Source organism: Schaalia sp. HMT-172 (assembly GCF_030644365.1).
Lineage (GTDB): Bacteria > Actinomycetota > Actinomycetes > Actinomycetales > Actinomycetaceae > Pauljensenia.
On sequence record NZ_CP130058.1, the window covers coordinates 494,368 to 507,292 of the forward strand.

Annotated in this window: 12 protein-coding genes and 2 tRNA genes; 9 read left to right on the top strand and 5 right to left on the bottom strand. The window is 64.6% G+C overall.

Annotated elements, in window-relative coordinates:
* Positions 1 to 165: 165 nt before the first annotated feature.
* From QU663_RS02020 to QU663_RS02040, 5 genes are all read right to left on the bottom strand, one after another.
* On the bottom strand, positions 166 to 561 hold the full coding sequence (locus QU663_RS02020; RefSeq protein WP_021612501.1) for a hypothetical protein: 396 nt from the start codon (positions 559 to 561) through the stop codon (positions 166 to 168).
* Entirely contained in the window at positions 558 to 1,028 is a 471-nt protein-coding gene (locus QU663_RS02025) for a helix-turn-helix domain-containing protein (RefSeq protein WP_021612500.1), read from the bottom strand. Before QU663_RS02025 ends, QU663_RS02020 begins: the two co-directional genes overlap by 4 nt.
* A 780-nt stretch (positions 1,029 to 1,808) precedes the next feature.
* Positions 1,809 to 2,888: an adenosine deaminase gene (locus QU663_RS02030; protein ID WP_034481979.1), complete on the bottom strand. Its 1,080-nt coding sequence runs from the start codon at positions 2,886 to 2,888 to the stop codon at positions 1,809 to 1,811.
* Between the two features lie 3 nt (positions 2,889 to 2,891).
* On the bottom strand, positions 2,892 to 3,701 hold the full coding sequence (locus QU663_RS02035) for an alpha/beta hydrolase (protein WP_021612497.1): 810 nt from the start codon (positions 3,699 to 3,701) through the stop codon (positions 2,892 to 2,894).
* Positions 3,701 to 4,906, bottom strand: coding sequence for a pyridoxal phosphate-dependent aminotransferase (locus QU663_RS02040; RefSeq protein WP_034481976.1), 1,206 nt, complete (start codon positions 4,904 to 4,906; stop codon positions 3,701 to 3,703). The genes QU663_RS02035 and QU663_RS02040 overlap by 1 nt, the downstream gene beginning before the upstream one ends.
* Positions 4,907 to 5,086: 180 nt before the next feature.
* Here QU663_RS02040 and QU663_RS02045 point away from each other — a divergent pair.
* The 9 genes from QU663_RS02045 (at position 5,087) to QU663_RS02085 (ending at position 11,380) form a co-directional block, all read left to right on the top strand.
* Positions 5,087 to 5,159: transfer RNA gene (locus QU663_RS02045), tRNA-Trp, on the top strand.
* Between the two features lie 34 nt (positions 5,160 to 5,193).
* Positions 5,194 to 5,490, top strand: a complete 297-nt coding sequence (secE, locus tag QU663_RS02050; protein WP_021612495.1) for a preprotein translocase subunit SecE — start codon at positions 5,194 to 5,196, stop codon at positions 5,488 to 5,490.
* Positions 5,491 to 5,566: 76 nt separating this feature from the next.
* Positions 5,567 to 6,409 (top strand): transcription termination/antitermination protein NusG, encoded by an 843-nt coding sequence (gene nusG / locus QU663_RS02055; RefSeq protein WP_021612494.1) that lies wholly within the window; start codon positions 5,567 to 5,569, stop codon positions 6,407 to 6,409.
* A 161-nt stretch (positions 6,410 to 6,570) separates the two neighbouring features.
* Positions 6,571 to 7,002, top strand: a complete 432-nt coding sequence (rplK, locus tag QU663_RS02060; RefSeq protein WP_009057835.1) for a 50S ribosomal protein L11 — start codon at positions 6,571 to 6,573, stop codon at positions 7,000 to 7,002.
* A 68-nt stretch (positions 7,003 to 7,070) separates the two neighbouring features.
* Positions 7,071 to 7,778, top strand: a complete 708-nt coding sequence (rplA, locus tag QU663_RS02065) for a 50S ribosomal protein L1 (RefSeq protein WP_009057829.1) — start codon at positions 7,071 to 7,073, stop codon at positions 7,776 to 7,778.
* A gap of 398 nt (positions 7,779 to 8,176) precedes the next feature.
* On the top strand, positions 8,177 to 8,698 hold the full coding sequence (gene rplJ, locus QU663_RS02070; protein WP_009057834.1) for a 50S ribosomal protein L10: 522 nt from the start codon (positions 8,177 to 8,179) through the stop codon (positions 8,696 to 8,698).
* A gap of 90 nt (positions 8,699 to 8,788) precedes the next feature.
* Entirely contained in the window at positions 8,789 to 9,169 is a 381-nt protein-coding gene (gene rplL / locus QU663_RS02075) for a 50S ribosomal protein L7/L12 (RefSeq protein WP_003792291.1), read from the top strand.
* 1,236 nt (positions 9,170 to 10,405) lie between these two features.
* Entirely contained in the window at positions 10,406 to 11,200 is a 795-nt protein-coding gene (locus QU663_RS02080; RefSeq protein ID WP_021612492.1) for a MerR family transcriptional regulator, read from the top strand.
* A gap of 108 nt (positions 11,201 to 11,308) precedes the next feature.
* Positions 11,309 to 11,380: transfer RNA gene (locus QU663_RS02085), tRNA-Asn, on the top strand.
* Positions 11,381 to 12,925 lie beyond the last annotated feature (1,545 nt).

The following is a 12,925-nucleotide window of genomic DNA, read 5'->3' on the forward strand; positions in this document are numbered from 1 at the left end:
ATGCGAGATTGCGGTGGCGTGGAATCTTGGGAGTGTTGAAGAGAAGCTTGCCTGCGCTCGCGGATCCGTTACTCGGATAGGTTGTCACGATCCGGATAGGTTATGCGCATCCGGATAGCTTAATAACCTATCCATATCTTCATAACCTATCCGCGTGTTCGTAACCTATCCGCGTGACGCTGCGGCGCGCAGGCGCGCGATCATGTCGGGCACGTTGCGGGTGACGGCCGTCCACAGGAGCTGGTCATCCATGTTCTGGTACCCCGAGTGTGCCGCGATGTTGCGGGTCGTGCGCAGGGCGCGCTTCTCCGAGGAAGTCAGGGCATCCATGTAGGGTGCGTACTCTTCGCGTTCCAGGAACGCGGCCAGCCGAATGATCACCATGCAAGCCGAGTCATACTCCGGGCAATCGGCGCTGAAAGCCTCTGCGGGGACAGCGGCAACCCGCTCGATGCGGTGGGCGATGACGTCGAGTTCGTGCAGGAAGTTCTCAGCATCGAAACTGGGCGCGTGTCTGCGCGCCACTCGCGGTCGAGGCGTGAAGGAAACAGACTCGCTCATAGTGCTACGGCCTCATCAACGGCAGTTCGCAGTGCCTCGGGTACGTGAGTGTCCGCGTGAACCTCCGTCGGGAAGCCGGTGAGCTCGCACGCGAACGATGCGATGTCCGCCAACTCGAACAGCGATAGCTCGCGGGTGGGCGTGCCGATCAGGTCAATGTCTGACTCGAATCCGTCCGTTCCCCGGGCAACTGAGCCGAAGACGCGGAGGGAACCGAGGCCTCGTTCCTGTGCGTAGCTGCTGATGGAAGGCGCGTAGCGGGCGAGCGGCACAGAGGGTCGGTAGTCGGCGACGCGGAGGATGCGTTCGAGCAGTTCGGCGGAGACTGCGCGCCTGCCGGACTCGATCTGCGCGAGCGTCGACTGGCTCATCCCGGTCATCGCCGCCAGCTCGGCCTGCGTGAGGGACGCGTCCCGACGTGCAGCGCGCACGAGGGACGGCGCATCGTCACGACGAAACCGGCTCATGCCTCCATGATAGTGCACGCGTGCACTATTGGTGAAACGGTCGTCGGTAGGTACGAGGCCGGGGTCTGTGGTCGTCCCGAGGTGGCCGACTCGGGTGATCGGACGGGAAAGAAGCAACCGGACTGAGAGAGGGATCCCCACATTTCGCATGCAATTCCCCGGAGTGTGTTTTGAATCATGTCCTGAAAACCGCGGAATATCAAGGTTCTGGTTTCAACGTTTGAAAGAGGTGCGGGGGAATTGCATGCGAGATTGTGGGAGAACTGTGCTGATCCTGCGCACGCTGATAGTTCGAGGATGGGCGGGGAGGTGGCGTCGTCAATGAAGTACGCGCCTGTGCTCGCGGATCCGTGACGTGGATAGGTTGTCACGATCCGGATAGGTTATTCGCATCCGGATAGGTTAATAACCTATCCATATCTTCGTAACCTATCCGCGTGTTCATAACCTATCCGCGTGCGAGTCGTCGGTCGCCGCGGTGGTCAGCGATTTGGGCGCCGCTGTGGGCGTGGGCTGCTGCGGGCGACCGAGCAGTGACCGCGTTGGCGTCCCGTTAGATTCCATAGAGACACCTCCACAAATTTCGCATGCAATTCCCCGGAGGGCATCCGGGGGTACGTCCTGAAAACCGCGGAATATCAACGTTCCGATTTCAAAGTTTGAAAGAGGCGCGGGGGAATTGCATGCGAGATTGTCGAGGAACTGTGCGTGGGAGTCCCGTGGCAGCACTACGCCGCGTGCACCCCGTGACAGCGCTACGCCGCGCGCCCCACGCAAGCACTACGCCACAGGCGCCGCGAGCCAGGCGTCGATGTCGGCCTTCCAAGCCGCCTTGTGCGAGGGCGAGGCCAGCGACGCGTCGATCGACGAACGTGCCAGAGACGCCAAGGCTTCGTCGGACAGTCCGAACACGTCGCGCGCGACCTCGTACTGGGCGACCAGGCGCGAGCGGAACAGCAGCGGGTCGTCGGCAGCCAGCGCAACGGTAGCCCCGGCAGACAACAGAATCGGCAGCGGCACCTGCGAAAAGTCCGTGTACACGCCCAGGTGCACGTTCGACGTGGGGCACACCTCCAGGGCGATGCCCGCATCCACGACAGCGCGTAGCAACGCAGGGTCCTCGCTGGTGCGCACCCCGTGCCCGAGGCGGGCGGGCGCCAAAGCTGAGACGACCTCGCGCACGGAGGAAGGCCCCAGGAGCTCGCCGCCGTGCGGAACACCCACGAGCCCGGCGCGGCGCGCGATGCGAAACGCGGGGGCAAATGACGCCGTGGAGCCCACGCGTTCGTCGTTCGACAAGCCAAAACCCACGACGTCACCGGGGCCATCCCCAGCAAACGAGGCGGCCAGGCGCGCGAGGGTGCGCGCGTCCAACGGGTGTTTCATGCGTGAGGCCGCAACGATCACGCCGATGTCGACGCCGGTATCGCGCGAGGCGGCCCGCGCCTCGTCGATGATGATTTCCAGGGCCGGGGTGATGCCGCCGACGTAGGGCGCGTAGGACGTGGGGTCGACCTGGATCTCCATGCGCACCGAGCCCTCGGCGGCGTCGTCCTCGGCTGCCTCGCGGATGAGGCGGCGCATCGCGGCCTCGGAACGCACGAGGTGGCGCGCGGAGTCGTAGGCGCGCTGGAAACGGAACCACCCGCGCCCGTCGGCCGGCATGGACGCCGCGTCGATGTGCAGCAGGTGAGGGGGTAGGCGCACGCCCTGGGTGCGCGCCATCTCGACCATCGTGGAGGGGCGCATGGCCCCTGTGAAATGCAGGTGGAGGTGGGCCTTGGGGAGGGTCGCGAGGTCACGCCTGCCCGGTGGGGTGGGGCGCGGGGCCGTCAGGTGAGGGACAGCGGGCGCTTCCACGACCTAGTGCTCCCCGAGCCAGATGATGATGTCGCGGATCAGGCCGGGACCCTCAGGCTCGTTGAGGAGCTCGTGGTAGGCGCCGTCGACGATGCGCAGGTGGATGTCGGCGTCCGGGTGCGCCGCGCGTGCCCCGCGCACGAGCTCGCGCGAGCCCCGCAGGTCCGCCATGAGGTCGCCGGAGCCGTGCATGACCAGCGTCGGCGTGTGCAGGCGCGCGGCCCTCTGGATGACCTCGTCGCCCTGAATGATCGAGGTCGCGCCCGTCAGGATCGGCACGCCGCCCTTGTAGGTGAGCGGGTCGGCGTCGAAGTCGCGCTGAACCTCGGGGTCTCGCGACAGGGGGGAGACCTCCATGTCGGATGCGCCCTTCGCCACGACGAGGCCGGGGCTGATTCGCGCGACTGGCAGCAGTTTGCGGGCGCGGGACGGGGAGACGTGGGGGAGGGGTCGCAGCGCGGGCGCGGACAGGACGGTGCCGCGCAGCCGCGTCGGGTCGAGGAGCGTGGAGGCGGCCGCGATGATGCCGCCCATCGAGTGTCCGAAGAGGAACAGCTCCGGCGTGCGCGCGTGGGCGAGGGCCGCCCGGCGCGCGTCACCGAAGTCCCGGATGAGCGCGCCGACGTCCACGCGGGCGCGGGGGCCCTCGGAGGTCCCGTGGCCCGCGTGGTCGTAGAAGGCGACGTCGTAGCCGGCGCGGGTGAGCGCGGAGCGCAGGTGGGTGTAGCGTCCGGAGTGCTCCGCGTACCCGTGGGCGAGGAGGACCGTCCCGAGGGGGGTCTCCTCGTCTGTCCGTTCGAACGAGACGTGCATCAGGCGAAGAGCTCCTGAACGCGGGTGATGCCCTCGACGAGGTCGTCGTCGGACAGGGCGTAGGAGAAGCGCAGGAAGCCGGAGCGGCCGAAGGCCTCGCCCGGGACCGCCGCGACCTCGACCTCGTCGAGGATCAGGTCGGCGAGTTCGCCCGACGTGTTGGCGACGCGGCCGCGGATGTCGCGTCCCAGCAGGCGCTCGACGGAGGGGTAGACGTAGAACGCGCCCTTGGGCGTGGGGACGTCGAAGCCGTCGATCTGGCGCAGCATGTCAACGATCGTGCGGCGGCGACGGTCGAAGGCGACGCGCATCTCGTTCACGGCGTCCAGGGAGCCGGACACGGCGGCGCGCGCGGCCTCCTGGGCGATGTTGTTGACGTTGGAGGTCAGGTGCGACTGGAAGGACAGGGCGGCCTTGATGACGTCGGAGGGGCCGATCATCCAGCCCACTCGCCAGCCGGTCATGGCGTAGGTCTTGGCCACGCCGTTGAGGATGACGGCCTGGTCTGCCAGTTCGGGCACGAGCTTGACGATGTGCGCGCTCTGCGCGTCCTCGTACAGCAGGTGCTCGTAGATCTCATCCGAGATGACCCAGATGCCGTGCTCGAGGGCCCACTGGCCGATCGCGGTCAGTTCCTCGGGCGTGTAGACGCTGCCCGTCGGGTTGGACGGCGAGCACATGAGCAGGACCTTCGTGCGGGGGGTGCGGGCGGCCTCGAGCTGCTCGACGCTCACCTTGTAGTCCTGGTCGGCGCCCGCGAACACCTCGACGGGGGTGGCGCCGGCGAGCTTGACGACCTCAGGGTAGGTGGTCCAGTAGGGGGTCGGCAGGATGGCCTCGTCGCCGGGGCCCAGCAGTGCGGCGAAGGCCTGGAAGACGGCCTGCTTGCCGCCGTTGGTGACGACGATGTCGGAGGGGGAGACCTCGTAGCCGGAGTCGCGCAGGGTCTTGGCGGCGATGGCCTCGCGTAGCGCGGGCAGGCCCGCGGCGGGCGTGTAGCGGTGCATCGCGGGGTTGCGCGCGGCCTTGACGGCGGCCTCGACAATGTAGTCGGGCGTAGCGAAGTCGGGTTCGCCGGCGCCGAAGCCGATCACCGGGCGGCCGGCGGCCTTGAGGGCCTTGGCCTTCGCGTCCACGGCCAGGGTCGCGGACGGCGTGATGGCGTTGAAACGATCAGAGACACGGGTGCGAGGAGTATTGGTCACCCCTCCATGGTCCCACGTCGCGCGCCCGCGCGGGTTTTCGGCCCCGCAATGTGCGCGTGGGCTACCTCTCATTTACGAGGTGTGGGCTGGTATTTCGGGGATTGTCGGGGCGTCGCATGGTTCTCAGTTGGACAAGCGCATGTCCATCCATTAATGTTTCTCAGGCAGGTTTTCCTGCGTAGGGCAGTGGCGCAATTGGTAGCGCACCGGTCTCCAAAACCGGCGGTTGTGGGTTCGAGTCCCGCCTGCCCTGCGGATAAGGCTGATATTTTCGCAGGAGGGTTCCAATGGCCGCAGAAAAAGCCTCGGACGTCGAATCCTCGCGCCGAGATCGTACCAAGACGAGCGCAACACGTAAGCGCGGTGATGCCGACAAGGGGCAGATCAAGAAGGTCGGCTTCTTCGGCCGCATCTTCCTCTTCTTCAAGCAGGTCATCGACGAGATGAAGAAGGTGACCTATCCGACCGGATCGGAAACCTGGACGTACTTCGTCGTCGTCGTTGTGTTTGTTGCCGCAATCATGCTTTTCGCTGGTCTCTTGGACTTCGGATTCGGTAAGCTAAGTGCATTGATCTTCGGCTGACACCGACGAACCCGCCCGCAGGACACTGCAGGCGGGTTTCTTTCACGGTGTGGCCCCATTCGCAGGAGGAATAGTCGTGACCGACGAAAACTACACCGAGGCCCAGTCCTTCGAGGCTTCCCACGAGGCCGTCGAGCAAGAAACCGCCGAGGCGCTGGCCGACGGCCAGGCCCTGGAGGTCGTTGAGGAAGTCGTCGAGGAGGTCGCCGCCCAGGAGGCCGCTAAGGACGAGGCCGCTCAGGACGAGGCCGCCGCTGCAGACGCCCCCGCCGGGGATGGCGCTCAGGACGAGGCCGCCCCGGCCTCGGTCGAAGAAGAGGCGATCGCCAAGCTGCGCCGCAAGCTCTACATGTCCCCCGGCGACTGGTACGTCATCCACACCTACTCCGGCCACGAGCGCAAGGTGAAGGCGAACCTCGAGCAGCGCATCACCACGCAGAACATGGAAGACTACATCTTCGCGGTCGAGGTCCCGGACGAGTACGTCATGGAGTACCGCGGCAACGCGAAGAAGCGCGTGCGCCACGTGCGCATCCCTGGCTACGCCATCGTCTGCATGGACTTCAACGAGGCCTCGTACCGCGTCGTCAAGGAGACCCCGGCCGTCACCGGCTTCGTGGGCGACCAGCACAACCCCGTGCCGCTCTCGATTGACGAGGTCGTCATGCTCCTGACGCCCAACGTCCTCGAGGAGGCCGCCGAGGCCGCCAAGGACCAGCCCGCGCCCGTCCAGGTCGTTCAGACCCAGTTCGAGGTCGGCGAGATCGTCACCGTCACCGACGGCCCCTTCGAGACCATGTCGGCCACGATCTCCGAGATCATGCCCGAAACGCAGAAGCTCAAGGTGCTCGTCACCATCTTCGAGCGCGAAACCCCGCTGGAGCTCGGCTTCGACCAGGTGGAGAAGCTCGAGCAGTGATGTCACCCACCCGGACTTGGGGACAGGCCCGGGTTGGAGTTATCATGCATATTTGTGTGCGTTGGGTGCACTGTGCCCACTGACTCCCAGTGGGACCGCCCCCGACGCTCCGCCCTGGTCGGCACCCGTCGGCCAGCACTTCAGTAGAAAGACCCGCATTCATGGCAAAGAAGAAGAAGGTCACCGGCCTGATCAAGCTTCAGATCGCAGCCGGTGCCGCCACCCCCGCACCCCCCGTCGGCCCTGCTCTGGGCCAGCACGGTGTGAACATTGTCGAGTTCACCAAGGCGTACAACGCGGCCACCGAATCGCAGCGCGGGAACATCATCCCCGTTGAGATCACCGTCTACGAGGATCGTTCCTTCACGTTCGTCCTCAAGACTCCGCCCGCCGCTGAGCTCATCAAGAAGGCTGCTGGCGTCCAGAAGGGCTCCGGCACCCCGAACACCGCCAAGGTTGGTTCGATCACCATGGCTCAGGCGCGCGAGATCGGCGAGGCCAAGATGGCCGACCTGAACGCAAACGACATCGAGGCCGCCGCCAAGATCATCGCCGGCACCGCCCGTTCCATGGGCATTACGGTCGAGGACTGACACTAACCAACCCCCCGTGGTAGGGCAGGCGCTGCCCGACACCCACGACTGCAAGGAGAAGAAGCAGAATGACCAAGCGCTCCAAGAGCTACCGCGCAGCGGCCGAGAAGGTCCACGCGGACGTGCTGTACACCCCCTTCGAGGCCATGAAGCTGGCCAAGGAGACCACCGTCACCAAGTTCGATTCGACCGTTGAGGTTGTCTTCCGACTCGGTGTCGATCCCCGCCAGGCGGACCAGATGGTCCGTGGCACCGTTTCCCTGCCGCACGGCACCGGCAAGACCGCCCGGGTCTTGGTCTTCGCCGTTGGTCCGCGCGCTCAGGAAGCGATCGACGCAGGCGCCGACGAGGTCGGCGGCGACGAGCTCATCGAGAAGGTCGCCAAGGGCTACACCGACTTCGATGTCGCCGTTGCTACCCCCGACCTCATGGGCAAGGTTGGCCGCCTCGGTCGCGTCCTCGGCCCCCGTGGCCTCATGCCTAACCCCAAGACCGGCACTGTGACCATGGACGTCGCGAAGGCCGTCAAGGAGATCAAGGGTGGTCGTATTGAGTTCCGCGTCGACAAGCACGCCAACCTGGCGTTCATCGTCGGCAAGGCCTCCTTCACTGCCGAGCAGCTGACCGAGAACTACGCCGCCGTCCTGGACGAGGTGCTGCGTCTCAAGCCGTCCTCCTCGAAGGGCCGTTACCTGATCAAGGGCTCCGTCGCCACGACGATGGGCCCCGGCATCCCGCTGGATGTCACCAAGGTCAAGGACCTGCTGGAGAAGTGAGCCTCGCTCGCTGACGAAGCAATTCGGGTCCCCGCGCAGCGCTGCTGCGCGGGGCCCGGCTTTATCTGATGTGCGGCGATACGTATGCGTGCTCATGTCTCAAGGCGTGTAGCAATGCTGCGAGCATGACGGGTGCCTCGTAGATGTACGAGAGTGGTGTGAGCGGCTTTCGTCAGCGGATGCAACCCCGGCCTCGTCTGTGAAACGCGCCGCCATGCTTGCGCGGCGCTGCCCGCCCTGTTAAGCTGATCCGTGCCGAAGACCGTTGGTGTCCACGCTAGTGGAGGAAAATCCAACGCAGGTGAGTGAGCAGCCCAGCTGCAACCGAGCGTACGCCCGACACGAACCTGCGTGTCGGGTTTTTTCATACCTGCGGTCACGTATCTGGAAGGAGGACCATGGCGAAGTCCGACAAGGTGGCAGCAGTTGCCGAGCTCGTGGAGCGTTTCCGCGCAGCCGACGCTGTCCTGCTGACCGAGTACCGCGGCCTGACCGTCGGCCAGCTCAAGCAGCTGCGTCGCGGCCTGGGCGAGAACGCGACCTACGCCGTGGCAAAGAACACGCTGGCGCGCCTGGCGGCCAAGGAGGTCGGCCTCGACTTCCTGGCTGAGGACCTCAAGGGTCCCACGGCCATCGCTTTCGTCTCCGGCGAGCCCGTTGAGGCCGCCAAGACCCTGCGTGATTTTGCTAAGGACAACCCCGCCCTCGTGCTGAAGTCCGGCGCGATGGACGGCGCTCCCCTGAGCGCCGAGGGTGTCAAGAAGCTTGCCGATCTCGAGTCCCGCGAGGTCCTGCTGGCCAAGGCCGCAGGCGTCCTCAAGGCCAAGATTGGTCAGGCGGCGTTCGCATTCAACGCTCTGCCCGTCAAGGCAGTGCGCACCATCGATGCTCTGCGCGAAAAGCAGAGCGAGGCGGCCTGACGAGACAGGCCATGTTCCACGCCGCCACCGGCTGCGTGAAACAAACCAACAATCTGCACTCGTGCAGGCCAATTAGGAAGGATGCCACTCATGGCTAAGCTCTCCAATGACGAGCTCATCGCAGCTTTCAAGGAAATGACCCTCATCGAGCTCTCCGACTTCGTGAAGCTCTTCGAGGAGACCTTCGACGTTGAGGCCGCTGCCCCCGCAGCCGTCGCCGTTGCCGCCCCGGCCGCCGACGCCCCCGCCGCCGAAGAGAAGGACGAGTTCGAGGTCGTCCTCGAGTCCGCCGGTGACAAGAAGATCGCCGTCGTCAAGGTCGTCAAGAACCTGGCCGGCCTGGGCCTCAAGGAAGCCAAGGACTTGGTTGACTCCGCGCCCTCCACCATCTTCCCCGCCGCGAAGAAGGAAGACGCCGAGAAGGCCAAGGCTGAGATCGAAGAGGCCGGCGGCAAGGTCACCCTTAAGTGACTTTCCCCGTCTGAATCGTTCAGACTCTTCCACCCGACTGGGTGGGCGAAACCCCGTCCCGCATCCGCGGGGCGGGGTTTGTGCATGTCTGGGCGCGTTGCTTGCGGCGCTGCGGGTGTTCCGGGCGCTGCTGGTGTGCTGTCGGGCCGGGCTGCGCCATGGGCGGCGGCCCGCCCGCGAGACGTCCGCGCCGCGAGCTTCGCTCGGTGCGTCGGCTCGAAGCCCGGACAGGCCCCGCTGTCGCCCACGGGCACTGCAGTCAGGCCCGGCCGCTGCCCATGGGCACTGCAGTCAGGCCCTCCGGTCCCTCCGGCGCCCTCCACACCAGTGGCGCCCGGTGTGCTGGCGTGTGGCTTGGCGCGTCGGCTCATTGTCCGGCCATACCCCGCCACCGCCCACGGGCACCGCAGTTAGGCCCGCCTTCGCCCTCCATACCGATGGTGATGGGGGTTTGGCAGCATTAGGAGCCGACTGTCGGCGTGTCGGCGGCGTGTCGCGGTTCTAATGGTGCGATTTCCCCAATTGGCGGCGGTGAGGCCGCGACTTGAGGCGGTGTAGTCATCAAACTGCAGACCGATTGAGTGGAAACGCCCAACATCAGCCTTTTGCCTGAATCAGGCTGCGTAAGTGGATAGGTTGTTGCTATCTGGATAGGTTGTGAGCATCCGGATAGCTTATTAACCTATCCGGATCGTCGTATCCTATCCGGATCGTCGTATCCTATCCGGATCGTCAGCTGCCAGGTCGGGGACATCTGCGTGCCCGAACGGCAGGCCTCGTGCTTCGGTGTGTTATCCACGCTGATGCCTGTCTGATATTCGTGTGTAGCTGGGGCTGTGGACTTTTGCTGGCTGCACTGCCTGCCCATGCAACGGCCTCCGGCCGTAGTGATCGGCTTCTGGTCCTCCGCCTTCGGGAAAATGCTTGTTGCGGTGAGGCGTGCACCCGATTGGGAAGATTCCACCTCTTCTGATCGGGTTGAATCTTCCTGATCTGGTTGAACGGAGCTGATCGGCTCAAACTTTTTGGGATGAGGTACGAGTGTTGGGGAATGCGAGGAACAACAGGACGCTCGCAGGGGTGGCTTTTCTATGCCGTGGTGCGTTTTTCGTGGGGCTGTGACGTGGACACGGTGTGTCGCGTGGCTGCGATGCTGGCGTGTTTTTCACGTGACCGCGACACGGGAACTTTCTTCCGCTTGACCATGACGCGACGTCAGGGGTCAGAATCAATGTCATGAGTAACGACACCACTGCCTACACGGTCGGGGAGGTCGCTGAGCGGTTCTCGCTGACGGTGCGAACGTTGCACCACTGGGAGGCGCAGGGCCTTCTCGATCCCGCCGCGCGGAGCTGGTCGAACTACCGGCTCTATTCGCGCGAGGACTGCGTGCGTGTCCAGAGGATTGTCATCTACCGGGCGACGGGGATGAAGCTGATCGATATCAAGGCTCTCCTCGACTGTGGAGACTCTGAGATCGAACACCTCAAGAGGCAAAGAGAGAGCCTTCTTGCTCAGCGTCGCGAAACAGACGCAATGATCGAAGCACTGGACACACTGTTGGAGGACGCAATGAATGACAACGAGCTCACCCTGGAAGACGTCGGGAAGATCCTGGGAGACGCCGACTTTTCGGCGCACCAGAGTGAGGCCGAAGAACGCTACGGAGATACCGATGACTGGCGTGAATCGCGAGAACGCACCGCTTCGTGGCAATCCGCCGACTGGAGGCAGAATGCCGAGCGATTCCACGACATCGAACGCAGGATGATCGATGCGATTCGTGATGGTGTCGCTCCTGACAGTGAGAGGGCCGTCGGCCTCGTCGAGGAGCATAGGGAAGCGCTCAGCGAGTTCTTTCCTGTCACGCCCGCCAAGCACTACATCGTGTCTCGCGGCTACATCGACGACGAGCGATTCCGCGAGCACTACGATTCGCAGCAGGTTGGCTTCGCACAGTGGCTTGCCGACGCGATCGAGTGCGTCGCGAGGCGGCAGGGGCTGGATCTCCAGAATCCCACGTGGGAGTGAACGCCCCAGACAGGGAAATCGGATGGCAGTGACGCGCAGCATAGCTGGAGGCCCGTATCTGGCTTGCCAGTTTCGAATAGTCTCTGCTAATATCTTCTCTTGTCGCAATCCTGCGTAGCTCAACGGCAGAGCATCCGACTGTTAATCGGACGGTTACTGGTTCGAATCCAGTCGCAGGAGCAGACGCCCCGAGTTCTCACGAACTCGGGGCTTTTCGTTTATCCCTGAACCGGTGCAGGGGAGGAGTGCACCCGCGCGCACGCGGGCCCGCTGACTCGCACGTGGGCCCGACACCTCGCACGTGGGCCCGCTGATCCGCACGTGGGCCCGATGACTTGCGCGTGGGCAGCGCCGCCCACGCGCATTTCGAGAGGTTGACGTGCGTATCAAAGGCGTTAACGCGCATATTCAGCGGTTCCTTGCGAGCTCCACGCGAGGCCAGGCGCCGTTGTGCCCAGATCGCAGACCACCTCGCCCGCGACGGCCCATTGTTGGCGTTTGTCGCCGAGGTGGTCGGCACTTTGGGCGCCACGCCACCTCGAACCGCGACCTCACCACCCTGAACCGCGACCTCAACGCCCTGAACCTCGACATCACCGCTACCAAACGGGGGGACTTGCGCTGTGAGAGGTGCACGGTTGAGCTTGGCCCACGTCGAGGGCGCCACCAAACGGGGGGAATTGCACCATGAGAGGCGCATGGTCGAGCTCGGCCCATGTCGAGGGCGCCACCAAACGGGGGAATTGCGCTGTGAGAGGTACACGGTTGAGCTTGGCCCATGTCGAGGGCGCCACCAAACGGGGGAAATTGCACCAATAGAGCCACGACACGCCGGCGACACGCCGGCAGGATGCTTCTAATGGTGCAAAACCCCCACCATTAACCCCGGCGTCATGCGCCCTCACTGGCGTCGTGCTCCTTCACCAATGCAGGGCTGCCCGGCGGGGCGCCGATGAACGCCTGTCGGGCGTCGCCGACAGAACCGGGGCAGCGGCACGATCGACCAGCTCCGCGACGGGGCTTGTGTCCGATGGGGCGAAACACCCCATCGGTGATCATCCAACCCGTTCTGATCGGGCGCAATACTCTCGATCAGGTGGAATCTTCCCTCACGGGTCGAATGCCCCCAAACGGGTTGAACGCTCCCGATCAGGTGTATTCCTTCCGATGGAGCGCATCCTGTTTGAAGCGCTGCGGCGCGGGCGTTCGAGCGCAGGCATCCTCCCTCGACGATGTCTGGGACCGAGCCGCGACCAACACGCCTTGTCCTATATCCCCAGTAGTGATACGATGCTCGAGAGGGTGGCAGCCAGCCCACCAGGGAGTGATCCCCGGGCAGGTGGGCCACCCTTTTCTTATAATGCGCAAGCTCGCCGACCGGGGGCGCAATGCCCGGGTCAGAACCGTGATGTCCGATCAGTCCCTAGCTGCAACGGTGGGGCTATAGGGAGGGCTCATTCCGCGTGGGGCGTCAGCTCCAGGTGATCGGCCTGTTGCTCGTCATAGGTGCGGTTACCGTGTGATCCTTCGGGAAAGCCCTCTATTTCTCACTCGAATTATTATCAAGGTGCCGCGATGTCCGCTCCCTCTCATCATCGGCCCTGCTGGCGTTTCTTGGCGGGTCTTGTCTCGCACGTCCCGGTTCGGATGCGCCCGCTGCCAAGGCATGATCAATACCCCGCTCTCACGTGACGCGGACGCCGAACGGGCTGCCAGGTCACGCGG

What these genes read in the sequence shown, in the direction of transcription:
- secE (WP_021612495.1), top strand. Translation starts at nt 5,194, where the DNA reads ATGGCCGCAGAAAAAGCCTCGGACGTCGAATCCTCGCGCCGAGATCGT.
- rplK (WP_009057835.1), top strand. Translation starts at nt 6,571, where the DNA reads ATGGCAAAGAAGAAGAAGGTCACCGGCCTGATCAAGCTTCAGATCGCA.
- rplL (WP_003792291.1), top strand. Translation starts at nt 8,789, where the DNA reads ATGGCTAAGCTCTCCAATGACGAGCTCATCGCAGCTTTCAAGGAAATG.
- rplJ (WP_009057834.1), top strand. Translation starts at nt 8,177, where the DNA reads ATGGCGAAGTCCGACAAGGTGGCAGCAGTTGCCGAGCTCGTGGAGCGT.
- QU663_RS02020 (WP_021612501.1), bottom strand. Translation starts at nt 561, where the DNA reads ATGAGCGAGTCTGTTTCCTTCACGCCTCGACCGCGAGTGGCGCGCAGA.
- QU663_RS02025 (WP_021612500.1), bottom strand. Translation starts at nt 1,028, where the DNA reads ATGAGCCGGTTTCGTCGTGACGATGCGCCGTCCCTCGTGCGCGCTGCA.
- QU663_RS02035 (WP_021612497.1), bottom strand. Translation starts at nt 3,701, where the DNA reads ATGCACGTCTCGTTCGAACGGACAGACGAGGAGACCCCCCTCGGGACG.
- rplA (WP_009057829.1), top strand. Translation starts at nt 7,071, where the DNA reads ATGACCAAGCGCTCCAAGAGCTACCGCGCAGCGGCCGAGAAGGTCCAC.
- QU663_RS02080 (WP_021612492.1), top strand. Translation starts at nt 10,406, where the DNA reads ATGAGTAACGACACCACTGCCTACACGGTCGGGGAGGTCGCTGAGCGG.